Raw genomic sequence first — 18511 nt, 5'->3', positions numbered from 1 at the left:
GTTCTTATAGCCACAAGCCAGTGATTCGAACCAGCCCCTTTGTCTTGCTTCGGCAGGATTCCCCGCCTATACGCGCGGTCATGCTTGATACCTCGAACCAACCTGCCCTGCCGCCCGAGATTGCCCGTCGCCGGACATTCGCCATCATCTCGCACCCGGATGCGGGCAAGACGACGCTGACTGAAAAGTTCCTGCTTTACGGGGGTGCCATTCAGATGGCCGGTCAGGTGCGCGCCAAGGGCGAGGCACGGCGGACACGCTCGGACTTCATGCAGATGGAGAAGGATCGCGGAATCTCGGTTTCCGCGTCTGCAATGTCGTTCGACTATGGCAATTTCCGGTTCAATCTTGTTGACACGCCCGGCCACAGCGATTTTTCGGAAGATACCTACCGCACGCTGACGGCTGTGGACGCGGCCGTGATGGTGATCGACGGCGCGAAGGGGGTCGAAAGCCAGACGCAAAAGCTGTTCGAGGTCTGCCGCCTGCGCGATCTGCCGATTCTGACCTTCTGTAACAAGATGGACCGCGAAAGCCGCGATACGTTCGAGATCATCGACGAAATTCAAGAGATGCTGGCCATCGACGTCACCCCCGCCGCGTGGCCGATTGGCGTGGGTCGTGATTTCATCGGCTGTTACGACATGCTGCGTGACCGGCTGGAGTTGATGGACCGCGCCGACCGCAACAAGGTGGCCGAGAGCATTGAAATTAACGGGCTTGATGACCCGAAACTGTCGGAACATGTTCCTGCACATCTGCTGGAAAAGCTGCTGGAAGAGGTTGAGATGGCGCGCGAGTTGCTGCCCGCGCTGAACCCGCAGGCGGTGCTTGAAGGGCATATGACCCCGATTTGGTTCGGCTCGGCCATCAATTCTTTCGGCGTCAAGGAACTGATGGAAGGCATCGGCGCTTATGGCCCACAGCCGCAGGTTCAGTCTGCCGAACCCCGCCAGATTTCGCCGGATGAAAAGAAGGTCGCGGGCTTTGTTTTCAAGGTGCAGGCGAATATGGACCCCAAGCACCGCGACCGGGTCGCATTTGTGCGCATGGCTTCGGGCCATTTCAAGCGCGGCATGAAGCTGACCCATGTGCGCACAAAGAAGCCGATGGCGGTGTCAAATCCCGTTCTGTTCCTGGCCTCAGACCGGGAGCTCGCCGAGGAGGCCTGGGCAGGCGACATCATCGGAATCCCGAACCACGGCCAGCTGCGTATTGGAGACACGCTGACCGAGGGCGAGGCGATCCGGGTGACAGGCATCCCCTCTTTCGCGCCGGAACTGCTGCAAGGCGTGCGGGCGGGTGACCCTATGAAGGCCAAGCATTTGGAAAAGGCGCTGATGCAATTTGCCGAAGAAGGTGCCGCCAAGGTGTTCAAGCCCTCCATCGGGTCCGGGTTCATCGTTGGCGTCGTCGGTGCGCTGCAGTTCGAGGTCCTGGCCAGCCGGATTGAGTTGGAATACGGCCTGCCGGTCCGTTTCGAAGTATCGCAGTTCACCTCGGCGCGCTGGGTGTCGGGTGAAAAGGCTGCCGTCGAAAAGCTGGTCGCCGCGAACAAGCAGCACATCGCGCATGACCATGACGGCGACATTGTTTATCTTACGCGTCTGCAATGGGACATCGACCGGGTTGTGCGCGACTATCCAGGGGTCAAACTGACGGCCACCAAAGAAATGATGACCTGAGTCCGCCCCTGTCCTAACCTGCCATTGATGAGCAGCATCATCAGATTCTTTAGGAGCCGGTATGCCTCGGGATGAAATCACTTGGGGCATTGTTTCCACGATCAAAGCCGATGAGGAAGACATCCTGCGCTTTGCTGCGCACCATCTGGAGTTGGGCGCTCATCGGCTGTTCATCTATCTGGATTCACCCGAATCCGCAGTCTTTTCTCGCCTCAAAGCACATCCAAAGGTGCGCGTTACCTCTTGCGGCGACAAGCACTGGTCCAAGTTCAAACACCGCCGACCGAAGAAGCATCAGGTGCGCCAGACGGTGAACGCTACTCACGCTTATCGTCGCGCTGATGTGGATTGGCTGGCACATATCGACGTGGATGAGTTTCTTTGGGCCGAAAACAGGATCAACGATCTGTTGGACGCGCTGCCTTCGGGAACACAATGCGCGCGCGTGCGTCCGGTTGAGGCACTGGCAGGTGGCGGAGATTTGTACAAGGCCTTCATTCCGCCGGGACCGGATCGTGAGAGGCTCGTCGACGAGATCTATCCCGAATTCGGTGCCTTTGTGAAAGGCGGGTTCATGAGCCATGTTGCAGGAAAGATTTTTGCCCGCACCGGTCTGGAGGACATCGAATTCAGAATTCACAACCTTCTGCAAAACGGCGAGCGTGTGGTATGCCCGGCAGAACTGGGCGGTATAGACCTCTGCCACCAACACGCCTGGTCTTGGGAAAAATGGATTGCTCGGTATCCGTACCGGCTCGCTAGCGGTGCTTACAGGCCGGAACTGTCCCCAAATGTTCCCAGATCACAAGGTGGTATGAGCATGCATGATCTTCTGTCTTCCGTCGAAAACACAAGTGGAGAGCCAGGCTTGCGCGCGTTTTTCGATGAATTGAGCGGTGCTGATCCAACCGTCCGTGAGCGGCTGAAAGCCCGCGGACTTTTGAAGTACCGCCCATTGGATTTGGAAAAAAAGGTCACGAAACACTTTTCTTCCAACTGCTAAATTGTTGAATGAAAAACGCGTTCCATACGACAAAACCCAATTAACTTCGTCTTCATTTGACCCTGCCCCACGTTTTTGTTATGTCCCCGCGCATGCCGAAACGCGCATGGGGCGCATGGCCATCCGGGCCCGGCTGTATTCAGACGCGCGGGCCAGGTCAGTGTCCGCATGAACCGGACATATATGACAAAATTCAACGAACTAAACCTGAACCCGAAGGTCCTCAAAGCTGTTGAGGAAGCCGGATACGAAACTCCCACCCCGATTCAAGCCGGTGCAATTCCGGCGGCCCTCGAAGGGCGCGACGTGTTGGGGATTGCGCAGACGGGAACCGGCAAGACCGCCGGGTTCGTGTTGCCAATGATAACGCTTTTGGCGCGGGGGCGCGCACGGGCGCGAATGCCGCGCTCGCTGGTACTTTGCCCGACGCGTGAATTGGCGGCACAGGTGGCCGAAAACTTCGACACCTACGCCAAGCACCTGAAGTTGACCAAGGCGCTGCTGATCGGCGGCGTCAGCTTCAAGGAACAGGATGCGCTCATCGACCGTGGTGTCGATGTGCTGATCGCCACGCCAGGCCGACTGCTCGATCATTTCGAGCGCGGCAAACTGCTTTTGACCGGCGTCCAGATCATGGTGGTGGACGAGGCCGACCGGATGCTCGACATGGGCTTCATCCCGGACATCGAGCGTATCTTTTCGCTAACCCCTTTTACCCGCCAGACATTGTTCTTCTCTGCCACCATGGCGCCCGAGATTGAGCGGATCACCGATACCTTCCTGTCGGCCCCGACCCGAGTTGAGGTTGCCCGGCAGGCTACGGCGTCGGAGACTATCGAACAGAGCGTGGTGATGTTCAAAGGCAGTCGCCGTGACCGCGAAGCAAGTGAAAAACGCAAGGTTCTGCGCAAATTGATCGATGCCGAGGGCGACAAGTGCACCAACGCCATCATCTTCTGCAACCGCAAGACTGATGTCGACATCTGCGCGAAATCGCTCAAGAAATACGGTTATGACGCCGCTGCAATCCACGGCGACCTGGATCAATCCCAGCGTACCAAAACACTGGATGGGTTCAGGGATGGTTCGCTACGATTGCTCGTCGCATCGGATGTGGCAGCACGCGGGCTTGATATTCCGTCTGTCAGTCATGTGTTCAATTTCGACGTGCCGGGACATGCCGAAGATTACGTCCATCGTATCGGCCGCACCGGCCGCGCGGGCCGCGCGGGCAAGGCGGTAACGATTTGTGGGCCACGGGACGCGAAAGCTTTGGATGCGGTCGAAAGGTTAATCCAGAAGGAAATTCCGCGCCTGGAGAACCCGCTGAAGGACGAACCCAAGCCGGAACCCGCCAAATCCGAACCGAAAAAGGCGAAAGCTGACAAACCCACCGAGCCCAAGAAGGGAAAAGAACCCAAGGGACGTGGCCGGGATCGCGGCGAAGGCGGCGATCGGGCGGTCGTCGGGATGGGCGATCACCTGCCCAGCTTTATCGCACTGAGCTTTGAGGAACGCCGCGCAGGGTGAGATCATTTGTAACAAGGCGTTTTGTGAACGCCTTGCAATTGATTGAACCGCTTGCAAGCTGCTTTTCCCTGGCAATCAGATAACCAGCACAAGCACCAGGATCGACAGGCAAAGCAATACGATGCCTGCGATCTCTCTGAACGTGATTGATTCCCGAAAGAAAAGACTTGAGGCCAAGAGGCTGAATATCAACTCCACCTGCCCCAGCGCCTTAACATAGGCGGCATTCTGCAAGGTGAAGGCCAGAAACCAGCAAAACGACCCGCCCAGACTCGTCAAGCCTACAAAAACCGCGGTCCGGCGGGTTTGCCAGACGGCCAACAAGTCCCCCCGATTGCGCCAAAACAACCAAGCCCCCATCGACACCATCTGAAACGACGTCACGGCTGCCAAGGTCACCAGTGCGCGAAACCACGGATCAATATCGCCCAACTGCAAAGAAGCCCCACGATAGCTGACTGCGGAGAAGGCAAACAGCACCCCGGAGCCTAGCCCAAGTTGCGAGGCCCGATTGGTCAGATGACGCCACCACGCACCATCGCCGCCAGGCGTCTTGGACAGCAGCAGAACAGCTGCCAATCCAAGCGCAATCGCACCAAGCGCACCGACCGAGACACCTTCTCCTAGAATGATGAAGCCGACAATTGCCGTCTGGATCACCTCGGTCTTTTTGAAGGTGATTCCGACCGCGAAATTGCGCTGCTTGAACAGGGCCACGACACAGATCGTAGCCAGAATTTGCGCCGTCCCTCCAATCGCAACGAACATCCAGAACCGCACCGCGAGGGGTGGCAGTTCCGCCGGAGTGTTGAGAAGAACCAATATCAAAGCCAGCACCGCCAAAGGCGCCGAATAGGCGAACCGGGCAAAGGTTGCGCCTGCCACCGAGAGCCGGACTGTACTTAACGATTTTTGCAGCATGAACCGCACTGTTTGGAACAGCGCGGCTGCGATCGTGACGGGAACCCACAAACTCATGGCTTCCCTTGTGGAACGAAATCAGTGCTTTGGCCAGAGAGGATGTGGCACCGGGTCTTTTGCGTGCCAGAAATAACGCCGAAATACCTCGCCGTACGACCGATAGACATAGCTGTCGTTGCACGCGAGATAACGTTCTTTTCCCTCGTGATACAGGGCAGGTAACCGATACCAGGCCGCGTTCGGGTTCATGTGATGTACGACGTGCAGGTTGTTGTTCAGGAACAGAAATGACAGCGGCCCACGATCTTCGATGACGACTGTACGGCCACGAACCTTTTCATAGGCCCTGTGTTCCAGAAATGTCCGTATCTTCAGCAAGCCAAGCCCGATATAGGCCGATATCAGATAGGCCCACACCGGCATGGGCGACAGGAGCGCGATCCAAAGCACTGCAACGGCTCCGGGAAGATGTAGCCCCCAGGCAATCCAGATCGCCCGGTTGCCTCCTATGGCCCCACGCCATTCCTCCGCAAAAAACGCGGCCTGGCCGATGGCCGGCCCCAGAACCATTCTGCCCAAAAGAGTGTTGTTTGCCGAATAAAGAGTCCGCTTCCAAGTCGGCAGCGTGTTCCAGACTTTTGGGTCAAGATAGTTGGATTCCGGATCGTCGTAGGGATCGGTCAGGTTTGAATCACGGTGATGCGCCAAGTGCAAGTCACGAAACCGGTTGTAGGGAATACAAAGCGTCAGTGGCAAAGCCATCAATGCCTCGTTCAACCACTTAGAACGGAAAGGATGTCCGTGAAGGACTTCATGGGTCAGCGACGAATGCAGCGCCGCGACCAACCCCATAACCGGAATCGCAATCCCAAGACTGATATTCGCCAGCCAAAAGACTGCAGCCAACCATGCCGCATAGCAGGCAACGATCAACAAGAACGTTCCCCATTCTGGTGCGTCGTTCGAGGATCGCAAATCAGACATTGCGCCCCCACCCGATGCCTGCCCAGACACGCTCGTACAGGATATACATAGTCAGGCCGATTGCGGTATTCACCACTGCCAAAGTGCCGCCGACCGCTGCCGAACCCGTTGCGGCCAATCCGACCAATGTCATGGTCGCCAAGCCCATCACATTCCAGATCACGGCCTTTACGACCGATCTCTTTCGCGTCTCCATTTCATACCCCAATTTTTTCTTCACAGAATTGTTACTTACAGATGGGCATGATGAGAATTCGGAATATGATTAACAAAATTCAGCAACTATGATATTTCTCAACACATGTATGACAAAATGGACAAACGGGACCGCGCCTCGCAATTTCGGGTGAGGCTGGCCAAGGCCATGGAAGAAAGACAGGTCACGCAAAGCGGATTGGCCCGACGCATCGGCGTAGATCGATCAACAGTCTCTCAGCTTTTGACGGATGACGGCGCACGCCTGCCGAATGCGCATGTCATCGGCAGTTGCGCAGAAACACTGGGCGTTTCAGCAGACTGGCTGCTCAGCTTGTCGGACCGTCCTGAAAGCGCTGCCGAGTTGCTGGCTAGCTCACTATCAATGACCGAAGCGCCACGCGCGCTGGTCGACGAACGGATATTCGAATGGCATCAACAGGCGGCGGGTTACAAAATTCGGTATGTCCCCGCCACATTGCCCGACATGCTGAAAACGCGTGCCGTGCTGGAATGGGAATATGCCCCGCATTTGGGGCGAACGGCCGATCAGGCGATCGGAGCTTCTGCTGACCGTCTTACCTGGATGCGCAGCGCGCAGTCGGACTATGAAATCGCGATGCCGCTGTTTGAAATTGACAGTTTTGCCCGGGCCACCGGGTACTATCGCGGATTGCCGGCGGATGTCAGACTGGAACAGATTGACCACCTTTTGGATTTGTGCGAGCAGCTTTACCCGCGACTGCGCATCTATCTCTTTGACGCCAAACGCCTATATTCGGCACCAGTCACGATTTTCGGGCCGTTATTATGCGTTTTTTATGCAGGAAGTCACTATATGGCGTTTCGTGACCGAGATCGGATCGAGCTTTTTACCCGGCATTTCGACACATTAGTGCGTGAGGCAGATCTCACCGCCCGTGACCTTCCGGCACATTTACTGCGGTTGCGACAGGCCGCCTCGGCCTCCCAATAACGCCTCAGATCTCCTGCTGGGTGCAAAATGCTCTGGTCTCGCTTATACTTGCTTGGCGCGAACCTGATGGAAATCCCACCGGTCGATAAAAAAGCGGAGGATTCGACGAATGGACGCAATACAAACTGCCGAATACGCACGGGCGCTGTACGCGGCGCATGGCGACAAGGCCGAAGCCGAAGCGGCACAAAAGATGCGCGCCTGTGAGCAAGCAGGAAAAACGGGCGAGGCCAAGGATTGGGAGGCCGTCCGACAGGCCATCCGGCAGATCCGGGGACCAAATCAGAGCTGACCACCCAAGTTGTCAAGCAAGGACCGTCCCGCTCCGCGGGCCGGTCGAGCATGTCGCCCTACAATTTGGGATCGGGGTTAACGGTGTGCCCGTCAACCGCGATCACCTGCCCAGACACCAGACGAGCCGCGTCCGAAGCCAGGAATACAGCCATATTGGCGACATCAAGCCCTTCGACGAAACGGCCCATTGAGGTACCCGAGGCGTAGCCACGATAAACCTGATCACGTGTCATTCCCTTGGCCATCGCCTCGCGCTCCAGAACGCTTTCCATGCGCGGCCCCTCAACAGCGCCCGGGCAGATCACGTTACATCTTGCCCCATATGGCCCCAGTTCCATTGCAAGTGTCTTGCCAAGCCCTATGACGCCCCATTTTGCCGCCGCATACGGCGCGCGATTGGGGTAACCGTATTGTCCGGCTGTCGAAGAGGTGATCAGAATGACACCGTTGCCTTGCCGCTTCAGGATGGGAGCCGCATATTTGGCGCAAAGGAACGCGCCCTCTAGATTGACGGCCATGCAGTCCCGCCACTCCTCCAGCCGCACATCTTCAATCAAGGCCGTTGGTCCGGCGATGCCCGCATTGGCGCAGAGCACGTCCAGCCCACCCCATTTTGTGTCGATTGCTCGAAACAAGGCGGCTACTTCCGCCTCGTCCGAAACATCGACCCGTGTACGCCGCCAGGTTTCGGGACATTTCGCAAGCGCCGATTCATCCACGTCCGCCACCCAAACTTCTGCGCCCGAGCCAGCAAAGGCGTCCGCCATCGCGCGCCCAACTCCCGATGCGCCGGCAGTGATCAGGACACGTTGGTTCATACAGGTTTTCGGATTGCGGCCCCCGCCCCTTCCGGAAAGGGCAGCCCGGCTTGCGCCTGCGCGATGCGCGCCATTGCCGCCTCGATCTCGGTCGAAGGCGCACAGGGCCTCCGGGTTTCGAGACTAACATGCAGCAGGAAGGTTTCACCCGTGGCCAGCAACATGTCGCCCTCATACATGCTGTGGAACAGGTGCAGCTTCTTGCCCGCTCCCAGCAGCATTTGCGTGCGCACCTTGATTTTTGAACCGGCATGGGCCTCGCCCAGATAACGGACGTGGCTCTCAGCTGTGAAATAGCTACCACCTGAAGAGATGTAGTCGGCATCGCACCCGATGATCTCCATGAACCGGTCCGAGGCCGCGCTGAACGCATCCAGGTATCGTGCTTCGTTCATGTGCCCGTTGTAGTCGGTCCAGTCCAGCGGCACCGCGCGCGCCAATGTCAGGATCGGCTGGCTGATATCTGCCTGATCCAGTGTCGGCAATGCGCCCGGCTTTAGTGCCGCGTCATGTTGGTTCAGCACCGCGCCCGCGCCCCAGTTCTGCGCCTTGAGCGCACGCATCATGCCGACAAGGTTGTTGTCGCGGATACGCTCAAGTTCGCGAATGGAGTGCATGCCCGATTGTGCGTCGGATTGACCCGCGATTAGATCGACCAGTTCGTCGGTGAATTCGGGTACATCCATCAGCTTGGTCCAAGGCCAGCTGAGGCAAGGGCCGAACTGGGCCATGAAATGCTTCATCCCCGCCTCGCCGCCCGCCACACGATAGGTCTCGAACAGCCCCATCTGCGCCCAGCGGATACCGAACCCCATGCGGATCGCCTCGTCGATCTCCTCGGTGGTGGCGATGCCATCCTTGACCAGCCACAACGCCTCGCGCCAGACAGCTTCAAGGAAACGGTCAGCGATATGCGCGTCTATTTCCTTTTTGACATGAAGCGGAAAGAACCCGACGGAACGCAAAGTGTCCTGCGCCTTCGCAATCAGCCCCGGTGCGTTTTTCGGACTGGGAACCAACTCGATCAGTGGCAGCAGGTAGACCGGGTTGAACGGATGCGTCACCACGATCTGCTCGGGGCGCATTGCATCTTCCTGCAACTCCGAAGGCTTGAACCCGCTGGTCGAGGACCCGATGATCGCATCCGGGTCGCAGGATTCCTGCAAGCCCTTGTAAACCTTCAGCTTCAGATCCAATCGCTCCGGCACGCTTTCCTGAATCCAGCTGGCTCCCTGCACGGCCTCGACCATGTCCGAGTGGAAGCTCAGCTTGCCCTCAGGCGGAAGCGGTACATCACTCAGCCCCGGCAGCGAGCGGCGGGCATTATCCAGGACCTCACCAATCTTGCGTTCCGCCTCGGGATCCGGATCGAACACCCGCACATTCCAGCCATTGAGCAGAAACCGCGCGGCCCATCCGCCGCCAATTACACCGCCACCGATGATTGCTGCTGTTTTCACTTTAAACCCCAATTCGCAGAAAGAGAGCGGCTAGCACCGCAGACCCGACACTACCGAACATCCATGTTTCGAAAATCAGCCCGAACACCTTTTCGTTACGGCGTCCGGACAAAAACATAACAAGCCAGATTGCAGAAGAAACCAGAGATACCAGCGTCAATAGAAGCCCAAACACTTTACTTCGCCACCGGTGCCCGCTTGGTCAGCCCCAGTTTCTCGCGCACTTCCTGCGGCCCGATCACCCGCGCGCCCATATTTTCGATGATCGAGCCAGCGCGCTCGACCAACTGCCAGTTCTCGGCCAATACGCCCTTATCCAGCCACAGGTTGTCCTCAAGCCCCACCCGCACATTGCCGCCTGCCAGAACGGCTGCTGCAACATATGCCATCTCGTTGCGCCCCAGCGAGAATGCCGAGAATGTCCAGTCATCCGGCACATTGTTGACCATCGCCATGAACGTGTTCAGATCATCCGGCGCCCCCCACGGTACGCCCATGCATAGTTGGACCAGAGCGTTGGGTTCCAGAACCCCCTCTTTGACCAGTTGCTTGGCAAACCAAAGATGGCCGGTGTCAAAAGCCTCGATCTCGGGCTTCACGCCCAGGTCGGTCATCATCTTGCCCATGGCACGCAGCGCGCCGGGCGTGTTGGTCATGACATAATCTGCCTCGGCAAAGTTCATGGTACCGCAATCCAGCGTACAAATCTCGGGCAGGCATTCGGCAACATGGGCGACGCGGGCGCTGGCACCGATCAGATCGGTTCCGGAATCGTTCACGGGAAACGGGTTTTCGACATCGCCAAAGACGATATCGCCCCCCATGCCGGCGGTCAGGTTCAGCACCACATCAACCTCGGCGTCGCGGACGCGGTCGGTGACCTCGCGGTAAAACTCAAGCTTGCGGCTCGGCGCGCCGGTTTCCGGGTCGCGCACGTGGCAATGAACCACTGCCGCCCCGGCCTTGGCAGCGGCAATCGCGCTGTCGGCAATCTGCTTGGGTGAACGTGGCACATGCGGGCTGCGATCCTGTGTTCCGCCCGAGCCCGTGATGGCACACGTGATGAAGACTTCGCGGTTCATTTCCAGCGGCATTGCGTTTTCCCCAAGTTTTACCGGCTTGTGCCACGGGTTGTCCCCAGGCTTGTCCCCGGATTCCGATTTGCTTTCGAAGGCGACTCTGGCGCAGCCTTGTGCAAACAACTTGCCAAGATGCGAATCGAACTTGATGAAATCCGCAAAAAACATACTGCAGCCCGAACATCGCGCTTTGAAGACGGCGGTGCTTGTCCTGGATGACTGCAACACGCTCAGCTTTGCCGCCGCCGTCGATCCGATGCGGGCGGCCAATCGCCTTGCCGACCGCCCAGCGTTTGACTGGGACTATGTCACCGCCACACCAGCCCCCGCACAATTGACCAGCGCGCTATCGGTGCCTGGCATTCCATTGGCGCGCCTTGAGGGGTGTGACCTGTTGGTCGTCGTGGCCGGGTTCCAGCTTGCCCGCCACGCCACGCCCAGCCTTTTGGCGGGTCTACGCAGGATCGCCTCGACCGGTGCGGCGATGGCAGGGATCGATGGCGGGCCGTGGCTGTTGGCCGAGGCCGGCCTGCTGAACGGCCACACCGCTACGACCCACTGGGAAGACCTCGAGAACTTCGCATCGCGGTTTCCCGAAATCGATGTCCTGCCGGATCGTTTTGCGATTTCCGGCAACCGGATGACCTCGGGCGGGGCCATTCCGGCGATCGAGATGATGCTGCACATCATTGCCGCACGCCATGGCGCGCGATTTGCCTCCCGCGTCGCTGGCCTGTTCCTTTATGACGGCACCTCGGGCCCCTCGCGCCCGCAAAGTCGAATCGGAACACCGCACCGTCACAACGCACTGACGGCCAAGGCTAATGCGTTGATGGAGGCGGCGTTGGACGAACCTATGGCGCTGGCCGAGATTGCCACGACGCTTGGTACAAGTCCGCGCACGTTGCAACAGCAGTTCCGCCTGCGTCTCGACACCACGCCGCAGGATCACTATCTGCATTTGCGGCTGGCCGAGGCGCGCCGCCTTGTAACGGATACCGATATGTCTCTGCTGGACGTGGCCCTGGCGACCGGGTTCACTTCGCAATCCAGCTTTGCCCGCGCCTTTCGCACTGCGCACGGGCTGTCGGCGCGGGACCTTCGGCAGGAACGCGCGCAGCCGACACATCACTGAATGCAGGTTGGCCGAGGCTAATAAGGCATCGGATTCGCCCGGTGAGCCCTTGAAATCTCGGCCAAAATGTCGTCAGGCAATATCAGATCAGCGCCGCTCAGAATGTGTTCGAGTTGCACCAGCGTCGTGGCGCCGAAAATCGCCGACATCATGAAAGGCCTTGTCCGGCACCACGCCAACGCCATGTGAACCGGATCGAGGCCGTGCCGGTTCGCGATGTTCAGATAGGCCGCCACGGCTTCGAGTACGCGTGGAGATTTTCTGCCGCCCATCTCAGGAACGAGCGACATGCGCGATCCGGATGGTACAACTCCGTCCTGGTACTTGCCGGTCAGGAAGCCGGCGCCGAGCGGAGAGAACGCCATCAGGCCCACGTCTTCGTTCACGCTCAGCTCCGACATGTCCGTATCGTACAACCTGCAGAGCAGTGAGTATTCATTTTGTACAGATGCGACGCGGGGCAATCCGCGCTCTGCAGCGATCCTGAGCCACTGCGCGGTGCCCCACGCGCTTTCGTTCGACAGGCCAAAGGCGCGGATGTTGCCCTTGTCCACCTGCCGCTGCAGCGCCTCCAGGCAATCCTCCATGTTGGCGACCGTGGATGCGCGATCCTGTTGCGAGGGGTCGTAGTTCCAGTTCTGCCGGAACATGTAGCTGCCCCGGTTCGGCCAGTGAAACTGATAGAGGTCGATATAGTCGGTTCTGAGCCGTCGCAACGAGCCTTCGACCGCCTCGGGAATGGTCTGTCCCGAGATCGGTGCGCCGCCGCGCGCATGCATGAAACCGGCCCCCGAATGCTTGGTGGCCAGGATATAGTCTCCTCGGCGTCCGGGGTTTGCGGCATTCCAGTTTCCGATGATCGCCTCGCTGCCGCCAACGGTTTCCTTGGTGACAGGATTGACTGGATACATCTCGGCGGTGTCCATGAAATTCACACCTGCGGCCAGGGCCATGTCGATTTGCGCATGTGCTTCGGCCTCGGGGGTCTGGGTTCCAAAGGTCATGGTGCCGAGGCACAGGTCGCTGACCTTTATCCCAGAACGGCCCAACGGGTTCATTTTCATCCGGATACCTCTCTGCTCGCACCGGGCAAACCTAACCGACCGATCACGAGGGGCAAGCCCCTTGAGGTTGATCCGGATTTCCGCCAGCTTTTGCCGGTGTGCAGGAGGATGAGATGACGCAGAATATCACCAAGGGGATCAAGACCCTGCTGGCCGAAGCCAATGCGGTCGTGGAAACGATGCCGGTGGCGCAAGCCAAGGAGCTGTACGACGATCCGGCCTATGTCTTTGTCGATCTGCGCGATATCCGCGAGTTGCAGCGGCTGGGTCAGATCCCCGGCGCGTTTTCATGCCCGCGCGGGATGCTGGAATTCTGGATCGACCCGGAAAGCCCCTATCACAAGGAGGTTTTCAATCAGGACAAGACCTATGTCTTTTATTGCGCCAGCGCGTGGCGATCTGCGCTCAGCGCCAAGGTTGCACAGGAAATGGGGCTGAACCCCGTGATGCATCTGGAAGGCGGATTCAGCGAATGGGTGAAACAGGGCGGCGCAATCGAAAACAGAGAGTGAGGCCTCACGGGAAATGATTGCAGGGTTCTCACTCCCAACGCCAATTATTGGTACTGGGCCGACTATCCGCAAGAGAAGGAGGCGAATTCGGGAAAGGCTGAGTCATGGCTTTTCGACGTGCGGATTTTGATATCCAAGGGCGCGAAAGCCGAAGATTTTCGAAAGCGGCTGAACCGCTTGCCCAAGGTGTTTCTGAAGTCTCGTTGTGTGGCGAATTTCGGCATCTGCCCTGTCGGTTTGCACTGAGCCAGCAAGAACGCGGCGCTTTCGAATATATGTCTGCAGAGCAATTGAATGCCTGAGGTTTTGCGTGTGGCCGCGAGGTCGAAGGCTCATTCCATAGGTCGATTTAAGGTCCATATCGTCAAAATGCATTGTCCGGTCCTTTCAGTTCCACCCAATTCATACAGCTTGTTGCGGCACGATATTTCGGTTATGACCGAAATATGAATGGTGTTAACCGGATTGCCGAAATCTGCTCGCTGTTGGGTGAACCTGCCCGCGCGAATTTTATGTATGCCCTGAAGGCGGACGAAGCGATTTCCGCCGGAGAATTGGCCTTGATCGCCGGCGTCGCGAACAGCACGGCCAGTGAGCATCTTTCCAAACTGGTGGAGGCGGGTCTTGTCACTGTCACCAAGAAAGGCAGAACCCGCCTTTTTCGGTTGGCCAGCGAAACCGTTGCCGAAATGCTGGAGAGCGTCGAAGGGCTGGTTCGTGCCGCCGAGACAAACCGACCGAGCGTGCCCGACTGGCGTGAAGTTCATGTCCATGCCCGGCCTTGCATGGATCACATAGCGGGGCGTTTGGGATGTGGCATCGCGGCAAATCTGATGCAGCGTGGTTTTGTGGCGCTGTCCGGGTCGGGCCCTGTGGTGGAAGACGCCGGGATCAAATGGATGGTGGAATTTGGGCTGAATGCACAAGCCGTACTTGGGGGGCCACGCAGAAGTGTCAGTTTTTGCCCCGATTGGGTTGAAAACCTACCTCATCTCGGCGGCGCACTTGGTGCTGAACTCATGCGGAGTTTCATCGCGCGTGACTGGATACGCCGCGATGTTGCGCAAGGGAAAACCAGCATCACCCCAAAAGGCAGTAACGGGTTCAGAGTAGAATTCGGCCTGAGCCTGCGGGCAACGGCTTGGCCTGCGGGCGAGATCCGGGGTTCTGCTGCCAAGGTTGCCGGTCAGGGAATGCCGCCGCCTTTGTAAAGCCAGTTGACGGCGGCGACGTCGGGGCAGATGCGGTTTCCCACGGCGCGCAGGTGGGCGGAAATTTCATCGGTCATGCCATCGGACCGGGCTTTGCCCACCTCGCCCTTTCGCATCATGGCACCTGATTTGAGAATGGGAATCCTGCCGGCGGTGTGCGCCTCGAACTTGTCTTCGTGCTTTTTCATCCAGGCGAAGGATGTGTATTCCATGATGCCTGACCATTGATCTTCGTTCGGATGGATGCCCAGAAAGTCCGAAATTTTTCGGATCGAGCCTTCGTGATCCCGTTTCATGTCGGAAAAGTGGATGAGCAGGACATTGCGCTCGTTTCTGAGTGGCCACCAGGCTGCGAGTGTTCCAAAGAAGGCCCCTTGTGTTCCGCGCGGGTCGATGATCTGGGAATAGAATGACGGAAAGTCCGGGCGGGATACCGCGCCCCTTGGGTGCTGCCAGAGGTCGAGCCAGTCGTCCGAGAATTTTTCGAGGAACGGTCGGAAGGATACCAGCGCCTCTTCAGGGTTGCGAAAGACCACGATGTATTTCACGTCGCGTCCCGCCGCCTGAGCGATGAAGGGGATATTGGGCGGCGCGGAATGCGTTTTGAATGCACGGCGGCGCGTGGTTGGCATTGCGTCGATACGCTCCAGAACCTCCTGATGTGGCTGGCCGGGATATCCCAGCAGTTCGATCCACGGAACTTCTTCGTAGATGTCCCGGAACTCCGCCGTGCCTCCGGTGAACAGCTGATAGACAATGTTCATTGTCCAGGTGGTTCCGCTTTTCGGCGGCACCGAAATCACGACGTCCCCGTCGCGCCAGCCGATCCTTTTCTGGATTTCACGGTCTATCCACGGGTTTCCGCGCGGGGAGGTGGCATTGTCGCTGGGATCATTCATTCTTTGACCTCTCTGTCGGCGGGCCATCCGATTGTGCTGGCATCATCTTGCCGCTCCTGACGCTTTGGGATGCGAAAATCCGGCCGGGAACAGGGCCAGATTACATGCGCTTGGCTGCCCGGCAAACAAAAGGTCGCTTTGGGACGATCATCCCGATTGAGAACAAACAAGGAACACTGTAAACTGTTCCCATGCCGACTCACCTTCTCAGCCGCAGGCCTGCGCGCGATGTGCCGGGGCTTTGCCTGCATCCCCAGATCACCCTGCCGCTGGCGCGCGTGCACGAGGCCTGCGGCCCGGCCCGGCGCAGCTTTGCCCTGTGGCTGGCGGGGCGGATGCAGGGGCCGGTTTTATGGATCTCGCCCGCGTGGGAGAGCGATCAGCTGAACCCCGACGGGATGATGCCCTTCGCCGATCCGGCACGGTTCCTGTTCGTGCGGCCCGGGCGCGCCGATGACCTGCTATGGTGCATGGAAGAGGCGCTGCGCAGTGGCGCGGTGCCGCTGGTCATCGGCGATCTGCCTGAAGCGCCGGGGCTGACGCCGGTGCGGCGGATGCATCTGGCCGCCGAACAGGGCGGCGCCATGGGGCGGGCGCCTTTGGGGCTGTTGCTGACCCCCGGCGAGGGCGGTGCGCAGGGGATCGAGACGCGCTGGCACATGGCCCCCGCACATCAGGGCACAACCCGGCGCTGGACCCTGACCCGCCGCCGCGCCCGCGCCCTGCCCCCGGTCTCATGGCTGGCCACGCAGACCGGACCGCGTGCGGAGCTGAAGCTTGAGCGCATCGGAGCCGAGCCCCCGACAGGCTGAGCGTTCGGTAACAAAACTTGTGACTGGTCAAACGATCACGTGCTCCTTAGCGTGCGCGCATGACACACCCGATCCACGACAGCCGGTATTCCTGGCTCCGACTGCTGATCACGCTGGCCATCGCCACGGTGGCCAATGTCGGCATGTGGGCCGTCATCGTGGTGATGCCGGATATCGAGGCGCAGTTCGGCGCCGGGCGGGCCGAAGCCTCGCTGCCTTACACGCTGACCATGATCGGATTTGCGCTGGGCAATATGTGGCTGGGGCAACTGGTCGACAGGCTGGGCGTCACCCGCGCGTTGATCGGAGCCGCCATCCTCAGCGCGATCAGCTATGGTCTGGCCACCCTGGCGTCTTCGATGACGATTCTGGCCCTGGTGCATGTGCTGTTGGGGTTGGGCACAGCCATCGGGTTTGGCCCCCTGATCGCCGATATATCGCACTGGTTCATCCGGCGGCGCGGGATTGCGGTGGCGCTGGTGGCAAGCGGCAACTATCTGTCGGGTGCAATCTGGCCCACCCTGCTGGCCGGCACCCTGGCCGAGCACGGCTGGCAGCAGGTTTATCTGAACCTCGCGGGGATCACGTTGGTGGTGGTGATCCCGCTGTCGCTTTTGCTGCGCAAACCGCTGCCGCTGGATGCCCATGACACGGCGGCCAGTGCCGCAAGCCTCAACGCCAAGAGCGCGGGGCTGTCGCCACGGGCGCTGCAATATGTGCTGGGGTTGGCCGGGATCGGCTGCTGCGTTGCCATGTCGATGCCGCAGGTTCACATCGTCGCCTATTGCGTCGGGCTGGGCTATGGCCCGGCCGTGGGTGCCGAGATGCTGTCGCTGATGCTGTTGGGCGGCGTCGTCAGCCGCGTCATCTCGGGGCTTGTCGCCGACAAGCTGGGCGGCGTCCGAACGTTATTGATTGGATCGGTCCTGCAATGCACCGCCCTGTTCCTGTTCCTGCCCTACGACGGGCTGGTTTCGCTTTATCTGGTCAGCGCGTTGTTCGGCCTGTCGCAGGGCGGCATCGTTCCCAGCTACGCCCTCATCGTGCGCGAATACATGCCGCCGCGCGAAGCGGGCGCGCGCGTGGGTTTCGTGATGATGGTCACGATCCTGGGCATGGCGTTGGGCGGCTGGATGTCCGGCTGGATCTACGATCTGACCGGCAGCTATCAGTTGGCCTTTGTCAACGGAATCGCGTGGAACGGGCTGAACATCGTGATCATGATCATGCTGCTGATGCGCTCGCGCCCACGGCGGCAAGAGGTTCTGGCATGAAACCGCGTCTTTCGCGACGCAGTTTTCTGCTCACAGTATCTGCCCTGATGATACCCACCGCCGCCTTTGCAGCCCAGACACGATACGATCTGGAACCAAGCCAATCGGAGGTCGGGTTCTATTTCACCATGGCCGGGACCAACCAGTTCGGAACCATGCCGGTTCGGTCCGCCGACATCCGGATCGACCTGCAGAATCTCGCACGCAGCCAGGTTGACGTGACGGTCGATGTCACCGGCGCAAAGACGATGTTCGGATTTGCCCGCAATGCCATGCTGAGCACACAGGTTCTGAATGCGGCCGAACATCCAGACATTCGTTTCGTTTCGACAAGGATCGAACTGGGCAAAGGCGGCAGACTGTCGGACGGGGCGCGGGTCACGGGCAACCTGACCCTGCGCGGCGTCACACGCCCGGTGACCTTGCAGGCAAACCTTTATCGTCAGGCGGGAAGTTCACCCGACGATCTGGACGAATTGAGCATCCAGTTGCTTGGGCAACTCAGCCGCAGCGCATTCGGGGCGGACGGATTTCCTGAACTGGTGACGGATATTGTGAGTCTGGACATAAAAGCGACAATCAAGCGCGCGAACTAGTCTTCCCATCGTTCAAAACCGACACCATAAAGTCGAGAAACTTCGTGCAATGCAAAACCGAGT

At 59.1% G+C, this 18511-nt stretch carries 19 protein-coding genes; 11 read left to right on the top strand and 8 right to left on the bottom strand.

Annotated features, from left to right (window positions below; translation table 11 throughout):
- Positions 1 to 80: 80 nt before the first annotated feature.
- From AC2FLX_RS09840 to AC2FLX_RS09830, 3 genes are all read left to right on the top strand, one after another.
- Entirely contained in the window at positions 81 to 1685 is a 1605-nt protein-coding gene (locus tag AC2FLX_RS09840; protein ID WP_496875419.1) for a peptide chain release factor 3, read from the top strand.
- A gap of 61 nt (positions 1686 to 1746) precedes the next feature.
- On the top strand, positions 1747 to 2688 hold the full coding sequence (locus AC2FLX_RS09835) for a glycosyltransferase family 2 protein (RefSeq protein WP_480748136.1): 942 nt from the start codon (positions 1747 to 1749) through the stop codon (positions 2686 to 2688).
- 183 nt (positions 2689 to 2871) lie between these two features.
- Positions 2872 to 4218: a DEAD/DEAH box helicase gene (locus AC2FLX_RS09830; protein WP_480748135.1), complete on the top strand. Its 1347-nt coding sequence runs from the start codon at positions 2872 to 2874 to the stop codon at positions 4216 to 4218.
- 75 nt (positions 4219 to 4293) lie between these two features.
- On the opposite strand, the gene AC2FLX_RS09825 is transcribed toward AC2FLX_RS09830, so the two are convergent.
- From AC2FLX_RS09825 to AC2FLX_RS09815, 3 genes are read right to left on the bottom strand one after another with little or no spacing between them, the layout of a single operon-like run.
- Entirely contained in the window at positions 4294 to 5196 is a 903-nt protein-coding gene (locus AC2FLX_RS09825) for an EamA family transporter (protein ID WP_480748134.1), read from the bottom strand.
- A gap of 21 nt (positions 5197 to 5217) precedes the next feature.
- Positions 5218 to 6123, bottom strand: coding sequence for a fatty acid desaturase (locus tag AC2FLX_RS09820; RefSeq protein WP_496744888.1), 906 nt, complete (start codon positions 6121 to 6123; stop codon positions 5218 to 5220).
- Entirely contained in the window at positions 6116 to 6319 is a 204-nt protein-coding gene (locus AC2FLX_RS09815) for a DUF2061 domain-containing protein (protein ID WP_480748132.1), read from the bottom strand. Before AC2FLX_RS09815 ends, AC2FLX_RS09820 begins: the two co-directional genes overlap by 8 nt.
- 105 nt (positions 6320 to 6424) lie before the next feature.
- On the opposite strand from AC2FLX_RS09815, the gene AC2FLX_RS09810 reads away from it, so the two are divergent.
- Entirely contained in the window at positions 6425 to 7294 is an 870-nt protein-coding gene (locus AC2FLX_RS09810; RefSeq protein ID WP_496811359.1) for a helix-turn-helix domain-containing protein, read from the top strand.
- Positions 7295 to 7403: 109 nt separating this feature from the next.
- A complete protein-coding gene (locus tag AC2FLX_RS09805; RefSeq protein WP_480748130.1) occupies positions 7404 to 7586 on the top strand; it encodes a hypothetical protein in 183 nt (60 codons plus the stop codon).
- 58 nt (positions 7587 to 7644) lie between these two features.
- Here AC2FLX_RS09805 and AC2FLX_RS09800 read toward each other — a convergent pair whose 3' ends face one another.
- The 3 genes from AC2FLX_RS09800 to bcoG form a co-directional block, all read right to left on the bottom strand.
- Complete coding sequence (locus AC2FLX_RS09800; RefSeq protein WP_496811360.1) at positions 7645 to 8406, bottom strand: SDR family oxidoreductase; 762 nt, start codon at positions 8404 to 8406, stop codon at positions 7645 to 7647.
- Positions 8403 to 9866: a carnitine 3-dehydrogenase gene (locus tag AC2FLX_RS09795; protein ID WP_496811361.1), complete on the bottom strand. Its 1464-nt coding sequence runs from the start codon at positions 9864 to 9866 to the stop codon at positions 8403 to 8405. Before AC2FLX_RS09795 ends, AC2FLX_RS09800 begins: the two co-directional genes overlap by 4 nt.
- A gap of 176 nt (positions 9867 to 10042) precedes the next feature.
- A complete protein-coding gene (gene bcoG, locus AC2FLX_RS09790) occupies positions 10043 to 10960 on the bottom strand; it encodes a 3-dehydrocarnitine:acetyl-CoA trimethylamine transferase BcoG (protein ID WP_480748430.1) in 918 nt (305 codons plus the stop codon).
- A gap of 133 nt (positions 10961 to 11093) precedes the next feature.
- Between bcoG and AC2FLX_RS09785 the strand changes: the two genes are divergently transcribed.
- A complete protein-coding gene (locus tag AC2FLX_RS09785; protein ID WP_480748128.1) occupies positions 11094 to 12080 on the top strand; it encodes a GlxA family transcriptional regulator in 987 nt (328 codons plus the stop codon).
- A gap of 17 nt (positions 12081 to 12097) precedes the next feature.
- On the opposite strand, the gene AC2FLX_RS09780 is transcribed toward AC2FLX_RS09785, so the two are convergent.
- Positions 12098 to 13144 (bottom strand): aldo/keto reductase, encoded by a 1047-nt coding sequence (locus tag AC2FLX_RS09780; RefSeq protein WP_496744894.1) that lies wholly within the window; start codon positions 13142 to 13144, stop codon positions 12098 to 12100.
- A gap of 113 nt (positions 13145 to 13257) precedes the next feature.
- Here AC2FLX_RS09780 and AC2FLX_RS09775 point away from each other — a divergent pair, with 113 nt between their 5' ends.
- The gene (locus AC2FLX_RS09775) at positions 13258 to 13656 is read left to right on the top strand and encodes a rhodanese-like domain-containing protein (RefSeq protein WP_480748126.1); all 399 of its coding nucleotides are present in this window, start codon (positions 13258 to 13260) and stop codon (positions 13654 to 13656) included.
- A 446-nt stretch (positions 13657 to 14102) separates the two neighbouring features.
- Positions 14103 to 14867, top strand: a complete 765-nt coding sequence (locus AC2FLX_RS09770) for an ArsR/SmtB family transcription factor (protein ID WP_480748125.1) — start codon at positions 14103 to 14105, stop codon at positions 14865 to 14867.
- On the opposite strand, the gene AC2FLX_RS09765 is transcribed toward AC2FLX_RS09770, so the two are convergent.
- A complete protein-coding gene (locus AC2FLX_RS09765; RefSeq protein WP_496811362.1) occupies positions 14843 to 15766 on the bottom strand; it encodes a sulfotransferase domain-containing protein in 924 nt (307 codons plus the stop codon). The two genes, AC2FLX_RS09770 and AC2FLX_RS09765, sit on opposite strands and share 25 nt — an antisense overlap.
- A gap of 191 nt (positions 15767 to 15957) precedes the next feature.
- Between AC2FLX_RS09765 and AC2FLX_RS09760 the strand changes: the two genes are divergently transcribed.
- The 3 genes from AC2FLX_RS09760 to AC2FLX_RS09750 are packed head-to-tail and all read left to right on the top strand — an operon-like array spanning position 15958 to position 18448.
- On the top strand, positions 15958 to 16578 hold the full coding sequence (locus tag AC2FLX_RS09760; protein WP_496744902.1) for an ImuA family protein: 621 nt from the start codon (positions 15958 to 15960) through the stop codon (positions 16576 to 16578).
- A 59-nt stretch (positions 16579 to 16637) separates the two neighbouring features.
- Positions 16638 to 17852 (top strand): MFS transporter, encoded by a 1215-nt coding sequence (locus AC2FLX_RS09755; protein WP_480748122.1) that lies wholly within the window; start codon positions 16638 to 16640, stop codon positions 17850 to 17852.
- The gene (locus tag AC2FLX_RS09750; protein WP_480748121.1) at positions 17849 to 18448 is read left to right on the top strand and encodes a YceI family protein; all 600 of its coding nucleotides are present in this window, start codon (positions 17849 to 17851) and stop codon (positions 18446 to 18448) included. Before AC2FLX_RS09755 ends, AC2FLX_RS09750 begins: the two co-directional genes overlap by 4 nt.
- Positions 18449 to 18511 lie beyond the last annotated feature (63 nt).

The sequence above is a fragment of the Ruegeria sp. YKSF57 genome (assembly GCF_059612585.1).
Note: the sequence above shows the minus strand (reverse complement) of the source record. Positions and strands in the feature narration are given on the sequence as shown.